The 20,876-nt window shown below is 70.2% G+C and carries 19 protein-coding genes; 9 read left to right on the top strand and 10 right to left on the bottom strand.

The genetic code is table 11. The annotated features are described in order from the left end of the window. Window positions 1–4: 4 nt before the first annotated feature. From ACM26Y_RS20610 to ACM26Y_RS20620, 3 genes are all read right to left on the bottom strand, one after another. Window positions 5–1,711 carry a PHA/PHB synthase family protein gene (locus ACM26Y_RS20610; protein ID WP_416061788.1) on the bottom strand — a complete coding sequence of 569 codons (1,707 nt, stop codon included), beginning with the start codon at window positions 1,709–1,711 and terminating at the stop codon, window positions 5–7. After that, window positions 1,708–3,228, bottom strand: a complete 1,521-nt coding sequence (locus ACM26Y_RS20615) for a long-chain-fatty-acid--CoA ligase (protein ID WP_416061789.1) — start codon at window positions 3,226–3,228, stop codon at window positions 1,708–1,710. Before ACM26Y_RS20615 ends, ACM26Y_RS20610 begins: the two co-directional genes overlap by 4 nt. A gap of 94 nt (window positions 3,229–3,322) precedes the next feature. Continuing rightward, window positions 3,323–4,468: an acyl-CoA dehydrogenase family protein gene (locus ACM26Y_RS20620; RefSeq protein WP_416061790.1), complete on the bottom strand. Its 1,146-nt coding sequence runs from the start codon at window positions 4,466–4,468 to the stop codon at window positions 3,323–3,325. A 726-nt stretch (window positions 4,469–5,194) separates the two neighbouring features. Here ACM26Y_RS20620 and ACM26Y_RS20625 point away from each other — a divergent pair. The 8 genes from ACM26Y_RS20625 (at window position 5,195) to ACM26Y_RS20660 (ending at window position 12,423) form a co-directional block, all read left to right on the top strand. Next, the gene (locus tag ACM26Y_RS20625) at window positions 5,195–6,091 is read left to right on the top strand and encodes a TauD/TfdA dioxygenase family protein (RefSeq protein ID WP_003934632.1); all 897 of its coding nucleotides are present in this window, start codon (window positions 5,195–5,197) and stop codon (window positions 6,089–6,091) included. A 49-nt stretch (window positions 6,092–6,140) separates the two neighbouring features. Next, window positions 6,141–7,193 carry a 3-keto-5-aminohexanoate cleavage protein gene (locus ACM26Y_RS20630; protein WP_416061791.1) on the top strand — a complete coding sequence of 351 codons (1,053 nt, stop codon included), beginning with the start codon at window positions 6,141–6,143 and terminating at the stop codon, window positions 7,191–7,193. Between the two features lie 145 nt (window positions 7,194–7,338). Then, the gene (locus tag ACM26Y_RS20635; RefSeq protein WP_416061792.1) at window positions 7,339–8,700 is read left to right on the top strand and encodes an MFS transporter; all 1,362 of its coding nucleotides are present in this window, start codon (window positions 7,339–7,341) and stop codon (window positions 8,698–8,700) included. A 264-nt stretch (window positions 8,701–8,964) separates the two neighbouring features. Continuing rightward, on the top strand, window positions 8,965–9,180 hold the full coding sequence (locus tag ACM26Y_RS20640) for a hypothetical protein (protein ID WP_003934635.1): 216 nt from the start codon (window positions 8,965–8,967) through the stop codon (window positions 9,178–9,180). After that, window positions 9,168–9,542, top strand: coding sequence for a hypothetical protein (locus ACM26Y_RS20645; protein WP_416061793.1), 375 nt, complete (start codon window positions 9,168–9,170; stop codon window positions 9,540–9,542). Before ACM26Y_RS20640 ends, ACM26Y_RS20645 begins: the two co-directional genes overlap by 13 nt. Window positions 9,543–9,833: 291 nt before the next feature. Continuing rightward, window positions 9,834–11,660: an ATP-dependent zinc metalloprotease FtsH gene (gene ftsH / locus ACM26Y_RS20650; RefSeq protein ID WP_416061794.1), complete on the top strand. Its 1,827-nt coding sequence runs from the start codon at window positions 9,834–9,836 to the stop codon at window positions 11,658–11,660. Window positions 11,661–11,726: 66 nt separating this feature from the next. After that, the gene (locus ACM26Y_RS20655) at window positions 11,727–11,993 is read left to right on the top strand and encodes a hypothetical protein (protein WP_371382294.1); all 267 of its coding nucleotides are present in this window, start codon (window positions 11,727–11,729) and stop codon (window positions 11,991–11,993) included. A 19-nt stretch (window positions 11,994–12,012) separates the two neighbouring features. Beyond that, window positions 12,013–12,423, top strand: coding sequence for a TIGR03668 family PPOX class F420-dependent oxidoreductase (locus tag ACM26Y_RS20660; RefSeq protein WP_416061795.1), 411 nt, complete (start codon window positions 12,013–12,015; stop codon window positions 12,421–12,423). 6 nt (window positions 12,424–12,429) lie between these two features. On the opposite strand, the gene ACM26Y_RS20665 is transcribed toward ACM26Y_RS20660, so the two are convergent. The 4 genes from ACM26Y_RS20665 to ACM26Y_RS20680 form a co-directional block, all read right to left on the bottom strand. Beyond that, on the bottom strand, window positions 12,430–13,842 hold the full coding sequence (locus ACM26Y_RS20665; RefSeq protein WP_416061796.1) for an alkaline phosphatase PhoX: 1,413 nt from the start codon (window positions 13,840–13,842) through the stop codon (window positions 12,430–12,432). Window positions 13,843–13,960: 118 nt separating this feature from the next. Next, the gene (locus ACM26Y_RS20670; RefSeq protein ID WP_416061797.1) at window positions 13,961–14,626 is read right to left on the bottom strand and encodes an ArsR/SmtB family transcription factor; all 666 of its coding nucleotides are present in this window, start codon (window positions 14,624–14,626) and stop codon (window positions 13,961–13,963) included. Continuing rightward, entirely contained in the window at window positions 14,619–15,923 is a 1,305-nt protein-coding gene (locus ACM26Y_RS20675) for an MFS transporter (RefSeq protein ID WP_202967070.1), read from the bottom strand. The genes ACM26Y_RS20670 and ACM26Y_RS20675 overlap by 8 nt, the downstream gene beginning before the upstream one ends. Window positions 15,924–16,370: 447 nt before the next feature. Then, window positions 16,371–16,610, bottom strand: a complete 240-nt coding sequence (locus ACM26Y_RS20680) for a hypothetical protein (protein ID WP_416061798.1) — start codon at window positions 16,608–16,610, stop codon at window positions 16,371–16,373. A gap of 190 nt (window positions 16,611–16,800) precedes the next feature. Between ACM26Y_RS20680 and ACM26Y_RS20685 the strand changes: the two genes are divergently transcribed. Further along, window positions 16,801–17,133 carry a hypothetical protein gene (locus ACM26Y_RS20685; RefSeq protein WP_416061799.1) on the top strand — a complete coding sequence of 111 codons (333 nt, stop codon included), beginning with the start codon at window positions 16,801–16,803 and terminating at the stop codon, window positions 17,131–17,133. 24 nt (window positions 17,134–17,157) lie between these two features. Here the strand turns inward: ACM26Y_RS20685 and ACM26Y_RS20690 are convergent, their stop codons facing one another. The 3 genes from ACM26Y_RS20690 to ACM26Y_RS20700 form a co-directional block, all read right to left on the bottom strand. Further along, complete coding sequence (locus tag ACM26Y_RS20690; protein ID WP_416061800.1) at window positions 17,158–18,540, bottom strand: hypothetical protein; 1,383 nt, start codon at window positions 18,538–18,540, stop codon at window positions 17,158–17,160. Between the two features lie 149 nt (window positions 18,541–18,689). Further along, window positions 18,690–19,739 carry a TIGR03617 family F420-dependent LLM class oxidoreductase gene (locus ACM26Y_RS20695; RefSeq protein ID WP_416061801.1) on the bottom strand — a complete coding sequence of 350 codons (1,050 nt, stop codon included), beginning with the start codon at window positions 19,737–19,739 and terminating at the stop codon, window positions 18,690–18,692. Between the two features lie 18 nt (window positions 19,740–19,757). Next, window positions 19,758–20,873: an NDMA-dependent alcohol dehydrogenase gene (locus ACM26Y_RS20700; RefSeq protein ID WP_416061802.1), complete on the bottom strand. Its 1,116-nt coding sequence runs from the start codon at window positions 20,871–20,873 to the stop codon at window positions 19,758–19,760. Between the last annotated feature and the right edge of the window lie 3 nt (window positions 20,874–20,876).

Here is a 20,876-nt window from a genome sequence, read left to right on the forward strand (position 1 = left end):
TGGGTCAGCTGTGGTGGACGTAGGTGCCGGGAGCGGCGTCGAGCGGGGAGTGGGTGGCACCGCCGACGGCGGCGGGTGCAGGAACGGTGGGGCCGCTGCGTGCGGCGAGCCAGGCGGCGTAGTCGGGCCACCAGGAGTCTCGGGTGACCTCCGCGCGGTCGAGCCACTGCTCCGGGGTGTCCGCGTCGACGGGCCCGACCCGGAAGGACGCCTTGGGATTTCCGGGTGGATTGACCAGCGCGGCGACGTGCCCGCTGGTGGAGAGCACGAACCGGGTGTCGGCACCGCCGAGCAGAGCGGCGCTGCGGTAGCAGCCCTGCCACGGCGATATGTGGTCGGCGATACCGCCGATCACATATGCGTCGGCGGTGACCGCGCCGAGGTCGATCGGGGTACCCGACAGCTCCATCGAGCCGGGGGCGGCCAGCGCGTTGGTGACGCCGATGCGGACCAGGTCGCGGTGCAGGCCGGCGGCCATGCGGGTGGTGTCGGCGTTCCAGTGCAGCACGTCGAACGGCGCGGGCGGGCGGCCCTGCAGATAGTTGTTGACCCAGTAGCGCCACACCAGGTCGGTCGGGCGCAGCCAGGCGAACACCTCGGCCAGCTCGTCCCCGTCCAGGTAGCCCCTGGACTGCGAGCGTTCGATTGCGGTCGCGGCGGTGCGTTCGTCGAGGGCGGCGGCTGCGAACCCGGCTCGCGCCTGGTCGAGCACGGTCACCGCCAGGGTCAGTCCGGCAACGCGGTCGCCGTGCCCGGTGGCAGCCAGGTACGCGGCGGTCGTCGCGGCCAGGATCCCGCCCGAACAGCTGCCTTGCAGGTGCGTGCGGTCGGTCCCGGCGATCGCCTGGACGGCGTCCATCGCCTCGATTATCGCTGTGACGTACGTGTCGAGGTCCCAGTCCCGATGTTCTGCGTGAGGGTTGCGCCAGGAGATGGTGAACACCTGCTGGCCCCGGGCGACGAAGTACTCGATCATGCTGCGGCCGGGGGCGATGTCGGTGATGTAGTACTTGTTGATCACCGGCGGCACCATCAGCAGCGGCACCTCGTGCACGGTGGCGGTTTGCGGCGCGTACTGGATCAGCTCGAACACCGGGGTCCGCAGCACCACCGCCCCGGGTGTGACTGCGACGGTCTCGCCGAGGGTGTAGGCACCGGGTTCGACCATGGCGGGCACCCGCGGCTTGGTGGCCATGTCGCGGGCGAACGCACGCGCCCCGCGCAGCGCGGACAGTCCGCCGGTGTCGATGAGCGCCTTCCACCCGAGCGGGTTGAGCAGCGGATTGTTGCTCGGCGCGAGGCCCTCGACGAGGTTGTCGAGCACGAACCGCAGCCGTTCGGTGTCGCGCCAGTCCAGGTCGGCCTCGGCGAGCAGGGCATAAGCGGTGTCGGCGGTGGCGAGGTAGGCCTGCATGCTGCGGCGCAACCACGGGTTGTGCTGCCAGGCCGGGTCGGCGAATCGCTTGTCGCCCTTGGCGGGTGCGCGGTCGGCGCGGCCGGTGGCGACGGCGGCGAGCTCCCTGGCCAGGGTGCCGCCGCGGTGCGCGAGCGTGCCGGGGCGGGTGGCCAGCTTGCCCGCGAGCCGGGCCCAGCCTCGGTCGGGGAGCATCCGGCCGGCCAGGCCGCGGGCCGAGCCGGCCAGCAGCAGGTCAAGCGGCGCGGCGGGCTCGTCGGAGCGGTGCACGGTCTCGGTGATGGTGGGGGTGGTCATGCTCGGTTGCTGCTGCTTTCGAATGTGGGGATGGTGATGTCGCGGCGCAGGATCTTGCCGGTGGGTCCTTGCGGGAGGGAGTCGAGGATCCATACGTGGCGCGGATACTTGTAGGCGGCGACCCGCTGCTTGACGAATTCGACGATCTCGACGGGGTCGGCGCTCGTGCCGGCCCTGAGCGTGACCGCGGCGCCGATCTCCTCGCCGAGGCTGTCGTGCGGGATGCCGACCACCGCGGCCGCCGCCACGGCAGGGTGCTCGTAGACGACCTCCTCGACCTCGCGGGGGTAGACATTGAACCCACCGCGGATGATGAGGTCCTTCTTGCGGTCCACGATGTAGAAGTAGCCGTCGGTGTCGATCCGGCCGATGTCGCCGGTGGAGAACCACCCGGCGGCGTCGATCGCGGCCGCGGTCGCCTCGGGCAGGTTCCAGTAACCCTTCATCACGTTCGGTCCCGCGATCTGGATCTCACCCGGTTGGTCGGCCTCGACCTCGACACCGGCGCCGTCCACCACGCGCATCCGCACCCCCTCGATCGGGGTGCCGATCGAGCCCGCCTTGCGGACGCGGTTCGGGTGGTTGAACGAGGCGACCGGCGAGGTTTCCGACAGTCCGTATCCTTCCAGGATCACCGCGTCGAAGGTCCGCTCGAAGTCCTCGAGAACCGCCACCGGCAACGACGCACCGCCGGACACGCACACTCGCAGGCTCGCCGTCGCCGCCGCGTCGAATTCCTCTGCGACACCCAGCATCGCGGCGTACATCGTCGGCACGCCCTCGAAGACGGTGACCCGGTCGCGGGCGATCACCTCGAGCGCGGTCCGCGGGTCGAACCGCGGCACCAGGGTGAGCATGGCACCGACGAGGACCGAGGCGTTGAGCCCGCACGTGAGCCCGAAGACGTGGAACAGCGGCAGTGCGCCCATCACCACGTCGTCGGCGCCGATCTGGATCAGGGTGCGGGCGGTCACCTCGGCATTGCCGGCCAGTCCGGCGTGGGTGAGTTCGGCGCCCTTGGGCTTGCCGGTGGTGCCCGAGGTGTGCAGGATCACCGCGGTGTCCTCACCCGCCCGCGCCACCGGGGCAGCCTGCGCAGGCAGGTCGGCGATCAGCCGGGCAAGGTCGTCGTCGTCCACCAGCCACAACCGGGCGTCGGCCACATCGGCCGCAGCGCGGGCCTCCTCGGCGAACACCGGGGTCGCGAACAGCGCCGCCGCGGCGGTGTTCGTCAGGAAGAACTCGATCTCGCGGGCCTTCAGCAGCGGGTTCATCGGCACCGCGACCGCCCCGCGACGCAGAATGCCGTAGAACACGATCGCGAACGCCGCGGTGTTGGGCAGCATCACCGCGACCCGGTCACCGGGTGCGATCCCAGCCCGTTCGAGCAGGGTGGCTACCCGCGCGGCGGCCGCGTCGAACTCCGCGAACGACAGCGTGTCCTCGCCGCACCGCAGCGCGGTCTTGCCGGGGTAGTTACGCGCCGAGAAGACAAGGTTGTCACTGAGGTTGGTCATGTGGTGGGTCTCCGGTGTGATTCGAGGAGGGTCGTTGTCAGCTGTGCGAACCGCTCGCTGGGTTCGTTCGCACGAGTGGTCGGCGCGTTGATGCTCACAGCCCGAGATCCCGTCCGATGATCTCCTTCATGATCTCGTTGGACCCGGCCCAGATCTTGGTGACCCGGGCGTCCTTCCATGCCCGCGCGACCCGGTATTCGTTCATGAACCCGTAGCCGCCGTGCAGTTGCACGCAACTGTCCAGAATCTGGTTCTGCACCTGCGAGCTCCACCACTTGGCCTTCGCGGCGTCCACCGCGGTCAGCCGGCCTTCCGTATGCGCCTGCACGCACCGATCGACGAATGCCTGTGCCACCTCGAGCGTGGTGACCAGTTCGGCGAACAGGAACTTGTTGTACTGGAACGAACCGATCGCCTGGCCGAACGCCCTGCGCTCCCGGGCATAGTCCAGAGTCTCGCCCAGGATCGCCTCGGCGTGCGCGAGATTCGACACCGCCGCGCAGATCCGCTCCTGCGGCAGCATTCGCATCATGTGCGCGAACCCGCTGTCGACCTCGCCGATCACGTTCGCCGCGGGGACCCGGACGTCGGTGAAGAACAACTCGGCGGTGTCGGACTCGGGCTGACCGACCTTGTCCAGCTTGCGGCCCCGTTCGAAGCCCGCCATACCGGTCTCGACCGCGAACAGGGTGATGCCCTTGGCCTTCTTCTCCGGGCTCGTCTTCGCTGCCACGATCACCAGGTCGGCGTAGTAACCGTTGGTGATGAACGTCTTGGAACCGTTGAGGATCCAGTCGTCCCCGTCGCGGCGTGCCGTGGTCTTCAGCCCGGCCAGATCCGATCCCGCGGCCGGTTCGGTCATCGCGATTGCCGCGACCAGTTCACCGGTACAGAACCCCGGCAGCCACCGCTGCTTCTGTTCCTCGGTGGTCAGCTCCACCAGATACGGCGCCACGATGTCGTAGTGGATTCCGAAACTCGACGCGATCGCCGCACTCACCCGCGAGAGTTCCTCCCCCACCACCGCGTTGAACCGGTAGTCCCCTGCCGCGCTGCCTCCGTACTGTTCGGGTACCTCCAAACCGAGTAGGCCGAGCTTGCCCGCCTCGATCCAGATCTCGCGGTCGATGAACCGCTGCTCGATGATCCGCTCGTGCTCCGGAATCAGGTGGCGTTGCGTGAAATCACGGACCGTGTCACGAAAGGCGAGGTGGTCGGCGGCGTAGATGGTCCTGGTCATCGGTCTTCCTGGTGGGGGTGGCGACGGTGGCGTCCGAGCACGCCGGGCAGGTAGCTGCGCCTGCCGGCGACATCGACGATCCCGGGGCTGGTGATGCGGCCCCGTCGAGTGCGGGATTCGATCGAGAACCCATGTGGGTCTTCGGGGTTGCGACTTCACAGTAGCCGAACCACCCTCGTCGCACTTATCCCATCGGGTCGGCAAACTGTTCAGATCGGGACAGGCGCGTTCCTGCGCCGACGGCACTGTATGCCGCACGACTCCGACGCGCACCCTGCAGCCCCCCGTCGGCGCGATCGACCGACACCGCCCCGTACTACGCCCTCCACAGTGCCAGGGAAGCGATGTCGGCATCTCAGACCCGTCGATCCGGACGCAATCGAACCCGACGTCTCGAAGTGAATAGTTGATGTCCCACCAAGAGAAGTAATACCGGGAATGTGCGGGTAATGTTAGGTCCATCACAAGAGGAGCAGGCCGGTGACCGACCCCACAACCCGAACCGACGCAACCGCTTGAGCGTGAATACCGTTACACCTCAGGATTTTTCGATCAAGTAGCCGTCAGGCGCGCAGGGTCCGGGACCGACGAGAGAGATCCGCGGGGCACACATCGTTCGTTTCCATGAGCGATCCACCGGCCGGCCCGGACGCGATGGCGGCGCCCATCGATATCGGCGGCCACCCGACACCGTACTCCACCCCAATTCTTCTAGGAGACAAAGAAATGTCTGTCACGAGCGAGACGCCCCGGCGGGCCCGAACGGTGACCCCGTTCCGGGTCGAGCCGTTGACCGCCACGATCGGCGCGGAGCTGTTCGACGTGAACCTGGGGGAGGTGTCCCGCGACGACGCGCTGTTCGCCGAGCTGCGGGCCCTGCTGCTCGAGCACAAGGTGCTGTTCTTCCGCGACCAGGACATCACCCGTGCCGAGCACGTCGCCCTGGCCGAGCGGTTCGGCCCGCTCGAGGATCACCCGGTGGCCGGCAGCGACCCCGACCATCCCGGACTGGTGCGGATCTACAAGGACCTCGACAGTCCGCCCGAGCACTACGAGAACGCCTACCACTGCGACGCCACGTGGCGGGTGAACCCTCCGATGGGTTCGGTGCTGCGCGCCGTGGAGATCCCGCCGGTCGGCGGCGACACCATCTGGGTGAACATGGTGCAGGCCTACGCGCGGCTGCCGCAGTCGGTGAAGGACCGGATCGAGGGACTGCGCGCCCGGCACAGCATCGAGGCCAGCTTCGGCGCGAACATGCCTGTCGAAGCACGCCACGCGCTCCACGGGCGGTTCCCCGACGCCGAGCACCCGGTGGTGCGCACCCATCCGGAAACCGGCGAGAAGATCCTGTTCGTCAACTCCTTCACCACCCACATCGTCAACTACCACACCCCCGACAACGTCCGTTTCGGGATCGACTACGCCCCCGGCGCCGGAGATCTGCTGCGCTACCTGATCAGCCAGGCCACGATCCCGGAATACCAGGTGCGATGGCGCTGGACACCCGGCAGCGTCGCCATCTGGGACAACCGGTCCACGCAACACTATGCGGTGCAGGACTATTGGCCCGCCGTCCGCAAGATGGAACGCGCCGGCATCATCGGCGACCCCACCTTCTGAGCCCCTCTCACCCTCCCACCCTCACGACAACTCCGATCGGAGCAGCACCATGCACTTCCACGACGACGCCCTGTTCCCCGAGAACCAGGAAAAGCTGGTCATCACCGTCGCCCCCTACGGCCCCGAGTGGGACATCGACGACTTCGCCGAGGATCTGCCACTGACCATGGACGAGCACGTGCAGAAGGCGGTGGACTGCTACAACGCCGGCGCCACCGTGCTGCACATCCACGTCCGTGAACTCGACGGCAAGGGCTCCAAGCGGCTCTCGAAGTTCAACGAACTGCTGGCACGGCTGCGCGAGGCGGTGCCCGAGATGATCCTGCAGGTCGGCGGCTCGATCTCGTTCGCCCCCGAAGGCGAGGGCGCGGACGCGAAGTGGCTCTCCGACGACACCCGCCACATGCTCGCCGAACTCGACCCCAAGCCCGACCAGGTCACCATCGCCATCAACACCAACCAGATGAACATCGTCGAGCTGATGACGGCCGACGACATCGCCGGCACCTCCTTCGAGCGCCCCGAGGTGTACGAGGCGTACCGGGAGATGACCGTCCCGGCCGGGCCGGCCTGGGTCGAGGAGCACCTGCGCCGGCTGCAGGCGAACGGTATCCAGCCGCACTTCCAGCTCGCCAACATCGCCCAGCTCGAGACCGTCGAGCGGTTGATCCGCCGCGGCGTCTACACCGGCCCGCTGATGGTGACCTGGGTCGGCATCGGCGGCGGCTTCGACGGCCCCAACCCGTACAACATGATGGAGTTCATCCGCCGCACTCCCGACGGCGCAGTGCTCACCCTGGAAACCCTGATGCGCAGCGTGCTGCCCGTCAACACCATGGCCATCGCGATGGGCCTGCACGCCCGCTGCGGCACCGAGGACACCCTGTGGGGCCGCAAGGGCGAGAAGATGACCTCCGTCGCCCAGGTCGAACAGCTCGTCCGCATCGCGAACGAACTCGGTCGTGAGGTCGCCACCGGCAAGGAGGCCCGCGAGATCTACCGCCTCGACGAGCACTACACCAGCGCCGAGGAGACCCTCGCCAAGATCGGCTTCGCGCCCAACCGCCGCCCCGGTCAGCGCGGCTTCACCCAGCACGCCTGACACGGCATCCGCGTGACCGGTGGGCGCGACGCCGCAACCCGGTGTCGCGTCCCCGGATGCGCGAAACCGCTTCCCACCCATCGTCACCATCATCGGTTCCACCTCGACCCTCGCGCTCATTCCCTCACCTCGAATTAGGAAGATCATGTCGTCTGTCATCACCACCGCGCCGGAGCAGTCCGCGGCCGTCTCGGCGCCGTCGCGCCGCAGCGGGCGGTCCCGGTTCTACCCGTGGCTCGTGTTCGCGCTCACCTTCGGACTGCTGCTTTCGGACTACATGTCCCGGCAGGTCCTCAGCGCGGTGTTCCCTTTCCTGAAAGCCGAATGGGCGCTCTCGGATTCGCATCTCGCATCGCTGAACAGCGTGGTCGCGTTGATGGTCGGGTTGCTCACCCTGCCGCTGTCGATGCTGGCCGACAGATGGGGCCGGGTGCGCAGCCTCGTCGTGATGGCCGCGTTGTGGAGCGTGGCGACCCTGCTGTGCGCGGTGGCGGGCTCCTACGAGCAGATGCTCGGCGCCAGGTTCCTGGTCGGGGTCGGTGAGGCCGCCTACGGCAGCGTCGGTATCGCGGTCGTGCTCAGCGTGTTCGCACCGCGGCTGCGGGCCTCGCTCTCGGGTGCGTTCATGGCCGGCGGTTCGTTCGGGTCGGTGATCGGCGTCGCATTCGGTGGGGTCATCGCTGTGCAGCTGTCCTGGCGCTGGTCCTTCGCGTCCATGGCGATCTTCGGGCTGGTCCTGGTGGCGCTGTTCTGGGCGCTGGTCAGCGAGCGCAAGCTCGCCCGCCACGCGGTCGACGACGACGGGGCAAACCCCGCCGCCGCGACCGCCGCGCCGGGCAGCGCGGCACGTGCCCCGATCTCGAGCCTGTTCACCAACCCTGCGGTGCTGTGCGCCTACATCGGTGGCGGCCTGCAGATGTTCACCGCCGCCGCTCTGATGGCGTGGCTGCCGAGCTACTTCGGCCGCTCCTACGGGCTGGCCGCGGACAAGGCCGCCGCGACGGCAGCGATCTTCGTGCTGCTCATCGGCGCCGGCATGATCGTCTGCGGCATCTTCGCCGACCGGATCGCCCGCATCGACCCCGCCCGCAAGTGGACGGTCGCGATCGCGATCAGCCTCGCCGCCGGAGTGCTGCTGATCGTCGGGTTCCAGCTGCCGGTCGGCACCGCGCAGCTGGTGCTGCTCGGACTGGGGGCGTTCTTCTCCGCCGGCTCCACCGGCGCGGTCACCGCCATGGTCGCCAACCTGACCCACCCCACCGTGCGGGCGTCGGCGTTCGGCACCACCACCCTGGCCAACAGCCTCCTCGGACTCGCCGCGGGCCCGTTCGTGGTCGGCGTCCTCGCGGACCGGATCGGTCTCGCCGAGGCTCTGCAGCTGGCGCCGCTCGTCTACCTGGGCGCGGTCGCGGTGCTGCTGGTCGGCAAGCGCGTCTACCCCGCCGGCGTCCGAAAGCTCGCCACCCTGTCCGCCGCCCCCGCGCAACGGACCGGAACCGGGCAGTGACCCCTCTCCACCCCGTCGCGGCGGACCTCGTCGGCGAGCGCGCCGAGGCTCCGCAGCCCCGACCCGCCCCCCTCGAGGGCTGATCCCGGACCGTGGCGGCGAACCCCCTGGGGTTCGCCGCCACGGTCGCCGTTCCGACGTCGGGCCCATGGTGGCAGCTGGCGACCGTCGCCGTCCTGCTCGATGGAACGTGGAGCCCAGCACACCGCCATATTTGTCTAGTCAGAATTGACTTGATCCGTCTAGTTCGAATAGACTACGCTGGTGACGAAGCGCAGGGACATCCTGAAACGCCTCCGCACCGCCGCCGAGTCCGCAGGCCTCCCCATCGAAGTCACCGAGGGCGGGCGTCACACCATCGTCGACATCGACGGCCTTGTGATCCCAGTCCCGCGCCACAGCGAAATCAAGGAACTGACTACGACGGCGATCTACAAGGAGGCCGCCGTCAAGCTCGGAAAGAACTGGTGGAAGAAGTGAAGTACACCGCGCAACTGACCCGCGACGACGGATGGTGGTCGGTCCACGTGCCCGAAGTGGACCGCACCACCCAAGCCCGCCACTTGCGCGAGGTCAGGGCGATGGCGGCCGACCTGGTGCACATCATGACGGGATCGCCGGTCGACGAAATCGAGATCGAGATCGAATTGCCCGAAGACCTGGCGGCCGCGGTTCGTGAATTCCACGCGGCCCAGCACGCCGCGGAGGAAGCACGCGCCCGCGCAGCGTCGGCGCAGGTCGCAGCGGCCCGAGCACTTCAAGCGCGCGGTGCAACCCTCCGCGACATCGGGGAGGTGCTGGGCGTGTCGTTCCAGCGCGTCCACCAGCTGGTGAACTCCTGACCCACCGGCCCACGACGGCAGCGTTCTCCTCGAAAGGAGGCGGAAGCGCCGCGGGCCGAACAGCATGCGTCGCATCAAGCGCCTCTTCGTACCACTTGTCGATCCCGGCGACCTGCGTGAGGAGCTCCGCGTGTGCGGATACCGTGGACCCGACACGAAGAGGTCAGGGAGCACCGGATGATCACGCGGACGAGGTTCTTCTCCGTTCATCTCTCGCGGTCGGCGCGATCGGGGCCTCCCCCGGACCCGCCGCCTCCGCCGGCGCCGTCGTCGGGCCTGTGGTGGCAGCTCGTGGCCGTCGCCGTCCTGCTCGGCGGTCTGGTGATCGCCCTGGCGCTGCAGACCCCGACGTCGAGCACCCTGTCCTACAGCGACTTCGTGGACCGGGTCGACGCGGGCACCGTCCAGCAGGTGACGATCGACGACCGCGGATCGGCCTACGGAACCCTTTCGGACGGAACGGAATTCGTCACCCAGCTACCGACCGCACTGAACCTCGCCGGGCTCGACGCGAAGCTGCGGGCGAAGCAGGTCCAGGTCAGCGCGGAACAGACCGACGACAGCCCGTGGGCTGCGATTCTGCTCAGCATGCTGCCCTTCGTCGTGTTCGCGGGGCTGTTGCTGTGGGTCGGCCGCCGGGCGCAGCGCGCCTTCAGCGGCGGCGCCGGAGGTATCGGGGGCATCGGCGCGTTCGGCCGCTCGAAGGCCCGGGTCATCGAGGCGAACCGGCCGACGACTCGCTTCGCGGATGTCGCCGGGTACGACGGAGTCAAGCAGGAGGTCAGTGAGGTCGTCGACTTCCTGCGGGATCCGGAGAAGTACGCGGCCGCCGGTGCGAAGGGCCCCCGCGGGGTGCTGATGATCGGCCCGCCGGGCACCGGCAAGACGCTGCTGGCCCGCGCGGTGGCGGGCGAGGCGGAGGTGCGCTTCCTGTCCGTCACCGGCTCGGAGTTCGTGGAGATGTTCGTCGGTGTCGGCGCATCCCGCGTGCGGGACCTGTTCGAGCAGGCCCGCAAGAGCCCGCCGTCGATCATCTTCATCGACGAGATCGACGCCATCGGCAGCAAGCGGGGCGTGGGGACGTATGCCGGGAACGACGAGCGGGAACAGACGCTCAACCAGTTGCTGGCCGAGATGGACGGCTTCGACCAGAGCGTCGGCATCGTGGTGCTGGCTGCGACGAACCGCCCGGAGGCGCTCGATCCGGCCCTGCTGCGGCCGGGCCGGTTCGACCGCACGGTGGTGATCCCCCTGCCCACCCAGTCGGAACGGGCCGCGATCCTGGCGGTGCACCTGCAGGGCAAACATCTCGGACCCGACGTCGACCTGAACGTGCTCGCACGGGCCACCCCGGGCTTCTCGGGTGCGGACCTGGCGAACCTAGTCAACGAGGCCGCCATCAACGCCGTCCGGGACGACCGCACCGTCATCTGCGCCGACGACCTGTCGTCCGCGCGTGACCGCCTGCTGCTCGGGCGCCGCGAGAGCGCCAATGCCCTGCTCCCCGAGGAACGGGCCTCGGTGGCGGTCCACGAATCGGGCCACGCGTTGCTCGCGGCCCTGTGCCCGCACGCCGACCCGGTGGCGAAGGTGACGATCCTGCCCGCGGGCATGGCGCTGGGATCGACCCAGCAGCTGCCCGAGGTCGAGCGGCACCTCTACAGCGAGGGGTATCTCAACGATCTGCTCACCGTCCGGGTCGGTGGGCGGGCCGCGGAGCTCGTGGTGTTCGGGGAGGGGTCGACCGGCGCCGCCGACGATCTGAGCGGCGCGACCCGCATCGCCGTGCGCATGGTGCGGGAATTCGGGCTGTCCGAAGCGTTCGGACCGGTGGGGTACGGCTCCGGCGACCCCAACTATCTGCATGCCGACACCAGTGAGCGCAGCCTCGTGCGGCCCTACTCGGAACACACCCAGCAGCTCGTGGACCGCGAGGTCGCCCGGCTGCTGCGGGCCGCCGAGGAGCGGGCCGTCGCGCTCCTGACGCAGCACCGGGCGGCGCTGGACCAGCTGGCCGCGATCCTCGTCGAGGAGGAGACCGTCGACGGCGGCGTCGTACTCGACGTGCTGCGGGCGGAGGCGGACGGCGCCCGGCCGCAGCGCCTCGGCACCACCTGAGCGGCGCGCGGGCCGGAATCGCATCTTGCCGACATGATTTGCCACGCGGCGGGGAAACCGGTCTGCATGGCACCTCTCCCCGACCCCGCGACGATCCGGCGCTACCGCATCCACGCGACTCCCGACGGTCACCGGTGGGTGATCGGCACCCACGATCCGTCGCTCGGCATCGACTTCGGGCCGGGCCCGGAGGCGGAGACCTGGGCGCAGGAGGCCTGCGCCGACCTCGAATCTCCGCCGCCGCACAACCTGTACAACTGGCGGCCGGTGCCCCCGGGAATCACGGGCTCACGGTTCGGCCCCGACCGGGGTATGCCCGGGCCGAGGAGATGACCCCCTGCGTGGGCCTACCGTGAACGACGTGGACGCCCGTGCTCTCGTCACCGCCGCCCGCGTCGCCCGGCTGGCCACGACCGGGCCGGACGGACGGCCGCACCTCGTGCCGATCGTGTTTGCGCTCGTCGACGACACGCTCTACACCTGCGTCGACGACAAGCCGAAGACGACGCGACGGTTGCGGCGCCTGCGCAACATCGAGAACGACCCGCGGGTGGCCGTGCTCGTCGACCACTACGACGACGACTGGTCGCGGCTGTGGTGGATCCGTCTCGACGGCACCGCCACCGTCCACGACCCACGCTCGGAGCTCGGCTCGTGGGGTCTCGACGCGCTGGCCGTCAAGTACGCGCAGTACCGCGCGGCGCACCCGTCGGGACCGGTGCTCCGGATCGACAGGCTGCGCTGGCGGTCGTGGTCCGCGTGAGGCGACTCAGCCGATCGGGCGACGCCACGGCCCGGTGATCGCGAGGGTCAGGCCGGGTGACTGGATGTTGACGAACAGGGTCCTGCCGTCGGCGCTGAAGGCCGGCCCGCAGAACTCGCTGTCGTTGAGTTCGTTGCGCGCGATCGTGAACGGCCGGCCCTCGGCGGTGACGCCGATGAGGTGGCTGATGCCGTCGCCGTCCTCGGCAAGGATCACCCCGCCGTACGGCGAGACGGTGATGTTGTCGGGACCGTCGTAGTTGCCGGTGTCCACGGACGGGTCGGGGTTGACCCCGAACAGCGTCTTCAGCGTCACCGTCTGCGAGGCCGGATCGAAGAACCACACCTGGCCGTCGTGTTCGGCGACGCTGCCGTCGCTGGTTCGGGCGTAACTGGCGACGAAGTAGGCGCCGCCGTCGCCCCACCACTGACCCTCGAGCTTGCGGCTGCGGGTCACCTGGTCGGCGGCGAACTGCTCGCGTACCGGGGTGGTGGCGGCATCGCGGTCGGGGACGTCGACCCACTGCACGGCGTAGCGCACACCCGGCTCGGTGGCCTGCGACAGGTCGGGCACGTGCGCGCCGCCGTCGAAGCAGACCATCGCCTGCAGGCTGCCCGCGGTGTCACCGCCGGGCGACTGGGCGAGTTCACGCAGTGCGCCCGGGCCGGCCCGGAAACCCTGCGGAGGGCTCCACCGGTAGAACAGGCCGTTGGGCTCGTCGGCGTCCTCGGTGAGGTAGATCGCGCCGGTGGCCGGGTCCACGGCGACGGCCTCGTGCGCGTACCGGCCGAGGAACTTCAGCGGCACCGGACTCCTGCCGCGGTTGGCGTCCTGACTCGCGGGATCGACCTCGAAGACGTAGCCGTGATCGAGCGTGAATCCCTTCGAACCGGCCCGGTCCTCGGTCTCCTCGCACGTCAGCCACGTGCCCCACGGGGTGATGCCGCCGGCACAGTTGTTCACGGTCCCGGCGAGGCTGACGTACTGGCCGGTGCGCTGCCCGTTCGGCCCCACGGTGACGGTGGTGGTGCCGCCGCGCGCGCCGGGGTCGTAGGTCAGACCGTCGACGACGGGCACCCCGAACGGCTCGTCCTTGCCGATCTCGTGGTTGGTGACGATGGTGGAGCCGTTGCCGTGCGCGAACACCCCGTTGGCGTCGGGATCGCTGGGGACGGGCGTGCCGTCGTCGAGGGTCGTCTCCCCGGAGCGCGACACCACGGTGTACGAGAAGCCTACGGGCAGAGCGAGAATGCGCTGGGGATCCGGGACGAGCGGGCCGTAGCCGATCGCCCCGCCCGGCACTGCGGACGCGAGTCCGGGACGGACGAGGGCCTCGACGCTGCCGGCGAGGGCCACGCCGAGTCCGGCCAGTGCGGTGCACCCGAGGAATCCCCGGCGATTCAGTGGTGCCGTCGTCACGGTTTCCGATACCTCCATCGATGCGGTCGGGTCCTCCGGACCGTAGGTGCCGGAAAGCCCGGTTCCGTGGACGGCGGGTGACCGCGAATCGAACCGGAGGCGAACGTCGCGGAGTCGGTCAGGCGACGTCGGAGTCGACGGGCAGCCCGGCGAGTCGCCACTCGAGCACACCGTCGGCGGCGCGCCGAGCGGGCACGCCGTGGGTTCGCAGCAGCCGGACGGCGTCGTGGGCGAGCACGCAGTACCGGCCGCGGCAGTAGGCGACGATCTCCCGGTCCGCCGGCAGTTCGGCGAGCCGCTCGGTCAGCTCGTCGAGCGGCACGTGCAGTGCGCCGGGCAGGTGCCCCGCGGCGTACTCGGCCGCCGGCCGCACGTCGAGCAGGACCACCTCGCCCGTCGCGAGGCGGTGCAGCAGTTCCTCGGTGTCGACGGCGGTGGTGTCGTCCGGGCCGAGGTAGGCGCGCCGGGCGAGTTCGGTGTGCGGGCGGTGCCGCTGGGCCACGCGGCGCAGGGTGTCCCACAGTTCGGCGACGTCGTCGCCGGCGAGCGAGTAGAAGATGCGTTTGCCGTCGCGGCGGGACCGCACCAGCCCGGCCGCGCGCAGGGTCTGCAGGTGCGCCGAGCAGGTGCTCACGCCGAGGCCGGCGGCAGTGGCGAGCTCGTCGACGCTGCGCGGTCCCTGCGCGAGCAGGTCGAGCAGTTCCAGGCGTGCGGGGTTGCCGAGCACCTTGCCGACGGCGGCGAACTCGGTGTACAGCGCGTCCTTGGCGGCTCGGTCAGCCACGGGTGGGTCCTTCCTGTGGGGCGCGGGTGGGCCGTGGATGCGTTTCGTACATGCGCACCGCGACGATCAGTCCGGACAGGGCGGTCAGCGTGGCCACGACCCACACGGCGGCGTGGATGCCGAACGCGTCGGCGACGATACCGGCCAGCAGGGCGCCGGCGGCGAAGCCGCCGTCGCGCCAGAGCCGGTACACGCCCACGGACCTGGCCCGCCAGGCGGGATGGGCGACGTCGCCGATCGAGGCCAGCAGGGTCGGGTAGACCAGCGCGGTGCCCGCGCCGAGCGCGGCCGCGGCGATCGCCCACGGCAGGAAGGAGTCCGAGACGGCGATGACGGCCAGAGCGAGCGCCTGCAACCACATGCCGGCGACGATCATCCACTTGCGGCCCCACCGGTCCGACAGTGCCCCGGTGACCAGTTGACCGACTCCCCACACAGCCGGGTACAGCGCCGCGAGGACGCCGATCCGGCCGACGGACAGGCCGGCCGCGGCGAACAGGATCGGGAACAGCCCCCACGCGAGTCCGTCGTTGAGGTTGTTGACCAGCCCGGCCTGGCTGGCCGAGGACAGGGCCGGCTCCTTGAAGCTGGTCTGGACGAGCACCTGCCGGTCGGTGAGCTTGTCGTGCAGGTGGTCGTGGCGTCCGTCGGCGCGGGCGACGTGGCCGACGGCTTCGAGACGCGCGTGTTCGCGGGTCTCCTTCACGGCGAGGGTGGACAGTCCCAGGCCGAGGGCCGCGAAGGCGATGCCGAGCAGGAACGGCGCGGGCCGCAGACCGTAGACCTCGGCCAGGTAGCCGGTGGCCAGCGCGGTCGCGGCGACCGCGGCGTACCCGGCGGCCTCGTTCAGTCCCATCGCGAATCCCCGCCGGGCCGGGCCGACGAGGTCGATCTTCATCACCACGGTGGTGGACCAGGTCAGTCCCTGGCTGATGCCGAGCAGCACGTTGGCGAAGATCACCCAGCCCCACGAGGGTGCCCAGATCAGCAGCAGCGGTACCGGGAGGGCGACCAGCCAGCCGGTGACGAGCACCGGTTTGCGCCCGTACCGGTCGGAGAAGGTGCCGGCGAAGTAGTTGGTGATCGCCTTCGACAGCCCGAAGACGAGGATGAACGACAACCCGGCGGTGTAGGCGCGGATGCCGAACTCCTCCTCGGCGAGCAGCGGCAGCACGGTGCGTTCCTGGCCGAGCATGCCGCCGACGAGCGCGTTGACGACCACCAGCAGCGTGAACTGGGCGAGGTTGCGGCGCAGGCCCAGTCCGATCTGCTGATCGAGCGGGGTGGTGGGGGGCATGGAGGTGTTCACGAGCGCCTTCCGGGACCTGTCGGGACGTACCGTTACAACATTCTACGGAATTATGGAATGTCCCCGGATGCCTCTGCCGCGATCGGCTCACGACCGCGGAGCCTCGGCGCGTCCACAGCGTCATCGCGGCCGCAACCCAGATCGCGGCGAACCCCGCCGCGAGCCACCACCCCGCGTTGGCGAGGTTCACGCCCGCGGCCCAGGACGCGACGGGCTGATAACCCGCAGCAGTTCGTCGACCGCGGACAGCGTGATGATCGCCCCGAGCACACCCGCGGCGACCACGGACACGGACGTGACGACGACGTCGAACTCGGCTGCAGCATTGCTCGGCCTCCTTGTCTCCGGTCGTCTGCGAAACCCACCGCGATACCCGACGCCTGTGGGCCGACCGCGAGTTCACCGACCCCACCGCCCGTGGGCGGTCCCGGTGGGTCAGTGCAGGCTTTCCGCGTGCCGGACCGTCGTCTCGAGGTGCCGGTCGACGCTGCGCAGATCGAGGCGCGCGTCGGCCAGGAGGTCGAGAATCTCGAGGAGCGCAGCCTCGGCGGAATCGCCGTGGGAATGCCGGTCGATCCGCCCGAACTCCTCGCTCAGCTGCTGGATCCGCCGGTCGAACGCGTGCAGATCCGCGCGCAACTGCGAGGCCTGCCGGGCCAGCTCGGGAGTACTCATGGGCGGGACCGTCCTTCGAGTCGACGCGCGGGGTGTGCACTCATCGTGGTGGACCGGGTTCTCCGGCGCCACAGATTCGGCCGACGCCGGCTCTCCCGGATCGACTCGGGTAACCACGTGCTCGATCCTTGCGCGAGTGGGATAATCACGGCCGAGCGACCTGGAAAGCACCGCGGGAAGGCGTGGCGAGATGGATCCGGGACGGCACAGCTTCGGTGTGTACAGGTGGTCGGACGAGCATCTGGACCGGCTGGTGCAGGAGAACCCCACGGACGCCGTGCCCGAGCGGAGCGGGCAGGTCCACGCCGCCCGGATCGAACTGGCCCGCAGACGCGCCGGCGGAACGTTCGACTGGACGTGCCTCGTCGAGGACCCGAGCGATCCGGATCGCCGTCTCGATCCCCTGGTCCTGTCCCTGCCGACCGGCGTGACCGAGGAGCAGGTGCACACGGCCCTGCTGGCCCGCGCGCGCGTCCTGTACGGGCCGCACGTGCTGATCCGGCACATCTGTGCCCGCGACTGATCCCTCGCGACGGACGGCCCACGCTCACGGCCCGTCGAAGGTCGTGAACCCCACCTCGGACAGCGACGTGCGGAAGCGGTCGCCGGCCGGTCCGAGCCGGGTGATCCACACCAGCACCTCCGACATCGGGGCCGCCGTCGCCGCCACCGGGATGCGCGTGATGCCCTCGTCGAGCGTGGCGGTGCCCACCACCTGCGACAGGTGGAGCGGACCGCCCCCGTCCGGTGCCGTCCGGATCTCGACGTGCGTACCGGCGCTGAGGCTGTCGATCCACACCTCACCGAGCCGCACCGGTTGCGCGAACGCGACGGTCAGGCCCAGTCCGGCCCGTCCCGCGGGGAGCTGACGCGGATACAGTTCGGTGCTCCACGCCGTGTTCGGGTTCCCGTCGACCGTGAGGTCCGCCGTCACGGCGTTGTCCGCCGCGCCTTCCTGCGCATGGGCACGCACCGCGCGGGGCACGACGGGGACGATGGTCCCGCCCACCGTCGGCGGCGACGCGGCGACGATCACCGGAAGCGTCGGCGGCGCCGCCGACCCGGCACGCGGTCCGCTCAGCGCGGTGCCGGCCACCCAGCCGACCGCGGCGAGGCACGCCACGCCCACGAGCGCCACCACTGCCGGCACCGCTGCGCTGCGCCGGGTGGTGGCCGGGGACGGGTCCGGGTCCCGTACGGGCGCCGCGATCCGGGCCACCGGTTCCGGACGGTCCGGCGGTGCCCCCGGCAGCAGCCGCCCCAGTCGCTCGGCGAACACTGCTGCGGTCCGCACACTTCCGTCGACCGCCTCGTCGGCCAGTGCCCGCATCGCCGGTGCACTACCCCGGTCTCCGAGCATGCACTTCAGGGCCGCGCCGAGACCGGCGACATCGGTCGTCTCGTCCGCACCGGGCAGCGTCGCGGGGAAGGCCAGGACCGCGGCGCCGGACTCGTCGACCCGGATGCGCACGGGGTCGTCGAGGCCCAGGATCGTCGACTGCCGGTGCGCGGTGCGCACCGTCTCGGCCAGTCGGAGCACCGTGCGCGCCGCGACGGCCGGATCGGGACGGTCCCCGGCGACGTCGTGCAGCGACCGGCCCGGCGTCCATTCGGACACGACCACGCAGCGGGCGGCGTCGTCGGCGACGTCGAAGACCCGGGCCGCCGACCCCACCCGGGCGAACGCAGCCGAGGCCGTGCGCACACACAGCGCGTGGAAGAAGGCACCGTCGTCGCCCGCCGGGCGCGGGGCGACGGTCAGCGCGACGGTGCGATTCATGACCGTGTCGTGTCCGCGCCAGCACTGCAGGCCGACCGTGGTCCCGGCCCCGTCCACCAGCCGGTAGCGTCCGTCCGCGACGAGCGACCCGGCCCCCACCGGCTGCCGGTCCGGCGGCTCACCCGGAGTCGCGCCGTCCTGCTCGGTCATCGACGATCCCTCCCCCGGATCCGGGTCCCTGGCCGTCATTGTCCATCGCGGCGCTGCCGGATGGGCATGATTTCGGTGTCGGCGCGCCGGTCGGCAGTTGCCGCACTGCCGTCACCGGTCAGCGCGCCGGAGTTCCTGCCGCGTCCGCCTCAGCGATCCTGAGCCGGGCGGCGTTCCGGCAGCACGCGGAGACGATCGAGCAGGCGCGCGAAGTCGTCGTCACCCGACGGTTCGGCAGGCGGGTCGATCGACAGGCCGTCGCACAGCCCGCCGTACCAGGAGCCGAGGACCTCCGGCAGCTGCGCGTAGGTGCCGCACGGCACGAGGGCATGCAGCACGTCGTCGGTCATCAGCGGCGCCATCTCGGCCCAGCGCTGGTCCCGGGCGAGCGCACCGAGCCGTTCGCCGAGACCGGCCAGACAGTGCATCTCCAGGGTGCGCCGGTAGGCGGGGGTGGAGTACAGGAACGCGAACTCCGAGCGTGCGGCGTCGGTGGCGGCGGCGACGGCGGCATCGTCGCGTCCGGTGATCGGTTTGGGCACCACCACGACGCGGGGACCGCCGTCGTCCCGGCCGGCGCGGGCGGCGCCCTCACGCAGCGCCGGCAGCACCCGCTCGCGCAGGAACAGCGGATGCGAATTCGTGGGGTGGGTGACGAAGCCGTCGGATCGCTCCCCGGCGAGCACACACATGCGCCGGTTGACCCCACCCGTCCACAGTTGCGGGGCGGCGACGTCGAGCGGACCCGGCCGGAAGTACGGCTGCAACCGGTCGAACGTGTAGTGGGTTCCGCTGTGCAACAACGGATTCCCCGTGGAAAACGCATCGAAGATCGCCCGTAGGGAGTCGAGGTAGTCACGCAGCTGCGCGGCAGGATCGCTCCACGGCATCGAGAAGCGGCCCACGATGTTGCCGCGGACCTGCGTCGCGATCCCGAGCTGGAAACGGCCCCCGGAGAAGCGGGCCAGCTCCCAGGCCGAGTACGCGGTGGCCATCGGGCTGCGGGCGAACGCCACCACCATGCTGGTCCGCACCGTCAGCCGCGACGTGTGCTCGAGCGCCAGCGCGCACACCGCGAACGGGTCGCGCACCGTCTCCGACACGTGCACGGTGTCGTAGCCGAGGGCCTCGATCCGGCGCACCCGCTCGGCCACCCGGCTCAGCGGCGTGTCCGCCGGCAGCGATGCCACCACTTCCATCTCGGGACCTCGCGTCGATCAGAAGAGGACGATCCCGCGCAGGTTCCGTCCCTCGTGCATGTCGGTGAACCCCTGCGCGATGTCGTCGAGCTTGTAGGTGGCGGTGACCAGTTCGTCGAGCTTCAGCTTGCCGGAGGTGTACAGCTCGATCATCCACGGGATGTCGGCAGTCGGGGCGGAGGCGCCGAACAGCGAACCCTGCAGCCGCTTCTGGTACAGCACCAGCTCCATCGGACTGATCGGGATACCGACGTCGGTCATCGCACCGAGACCGGTGACCACGCACGTGCCGGCCTTGCGGATCGCGGCGAACGCCTGCGCGATGTGCTCGCCGGTCGTGACACCCACGGTCACGATCGCGGCGTCGGCACCCTGACCGTCGGTGAAGGAGCGGGCGATCTCCGTCGCCTCGGCCATATCGGCGACAGCGTGCGTCGCGCCGAACCGCAACGCGCTCTCCCGCTTGAACGGCACCGGGTCGACGGCGATGACCCGGGCCGCGCCGGCGTGGGCGGCGCCCTGGACGGCGTTGATCCCGATCCCGCCGATGCCCTGCACGATCACGGTCTGCCCCGGATACACCTCGGCGGAGTTGACCGCCGCACCCCAGCCGGTGCCGACACCGCAGCCGAGCAGGCACAGCTTGTCCAGCGGCAGGTCCTTGTCGACCTTGACCGCCGAATCGACGCTCACCGTGGTGTATTCGCTGAAGGTGGACAGGCCGCAGGTCTGCGCGACCGGTGCCCCGTCGAGACTGAGCCGGAAGCTCGCCGGGTCGTCGGGCCGGCTCCCGGTCATGATCGCCGCACCCCGATCGCACAGGTTCTGCAGTCCCTTGGCGCACCACCGGCACCGGCCACACGCGGCGAGGAACGAGAACACGACGTGGTCGCCTTCGCTCCAGCCGGATGTTTCCGGCCCGACCTGCACGACGACGCCGGCGCCTTCGTGACCGCCGCAGATCGGGTAGCTGCCGACAGCGTGGTCACCGGTGGCGATGTGGTCGTCGGAGTGGCACAGTCCCGCCGCCACCATCTTCACCGTCAGTTCGCCGCGCCGCGGCTCGTCCAGTTCGAGGTCGGCGATCTCGTACGTGCCGGGTGCCTGGCGGATGATCGCGCCGCGGGTTCTCATCGG

Source organism: Rhodococcus indonesiensis (genome assembly GCF_047782815.1).
Classification (GTDB): domain Bacteria; phylum Actinomycetota; class Actinomycetes; order Mycobacteriales; family Mycobacteriaceae; genus Rhodococcus; species Rhodococcus indonesiensis.

Bases quoted from the DNA above. Each gene is read 5' to 3' on its own strand.
- ACM26Y_RS20610 (WP_416061788.1), bottom strand. From the start codon at position 1,711: ATGACCACCCCCACCATCACCGAGACCGTGCACCGCTCCGACGAGCCC.
- ACM26Y_RS20615 (WP_416061789.1), bottom strand. From the start codon at position 3,228: ATGACCAACCTCAGTGACAACCTTGTCTTCTCGGCGCGTAACTACCCC.
- ACM26Y_RS20620 (WP_416061790.1), bottom strand. From the start codon at position 4,468: ATGACCAGGACCATCTACGCCGCCGACCACCTCGCCTTTCGTGACACG.
- ACM26Y_RS20625 (WP_003934632.1), top strand. From the start codon at position 5,195: ATGTCTGTCACGAGCGAGACGCCCCGGCGGGCCCGAACGGTGACCCCG.
- ACM26Y_RS20630 (WP_416061791.1), top strand. From the start codon at position 6,141: ATGCACTTCCACGACGACGCCCTGTTCCCCGAGAACCAGGAAAAGCTG.
- ACM26Y_RS20635 (WP_416061792.1), top strand. From the start codon at position 7,339: ATGTCGTCTGTCATCACCACCGCGCCGGAGCAGTCCGCGGCCGTCTCG.
- ACM26Y_RS20655 (WP_371382294.1), top strand. From the start codon at position 11,727: ATGGCACCTCTCCCCGACCCCGCGACGATCCGGCGCTACCGCATCCAC.
- ACM26Y_RS20675 (WP_202967070.1), bottom strand. From the start codon at position 15,923: ATGCCCCCCACCACCCCGCTCGATCAGCAGATCGGACTGGGCCTGCGC.
- ACM26Y_RS20680 (WP_416061798.1), bottom strand. From the start codon at position 16,610: ATGAGTACTCCCGAGCTGGCCCGGCAGGCCTCGCAGTTGCGCGCGGAT.
- ACM26Y_RS20685 (WP_416061799.1), top strand. From the start codon at position 16,801: ATGGATCCGGGACGGCACAGCTTCGGTGTGTACAGGTGGTCGGACGAG.
- ACM26Y_RS20690 (WP_416061800.1), bottom strand. From the start codon at position 18,540: ATGACCGAGCAGGACGGCGCGACTCCGGGTGAGCCGCCGGACCGGCAG.
- ACM26Y_RS20695 (WP_416061801.1), bottom strand. From the start codon at position 19,739: ATGGAAGTGGTGGCATCGCTGCCGGCGGACACGCCGCTGAGCCGGGTG.
- ACM26Y_RS20700 (WP_416061802.1), bottom strand. From the start codon at position 20,873: ATGAGAACCCGCGGCGCGATCATCCGCCAGGCACCCGGCACGTACGAG.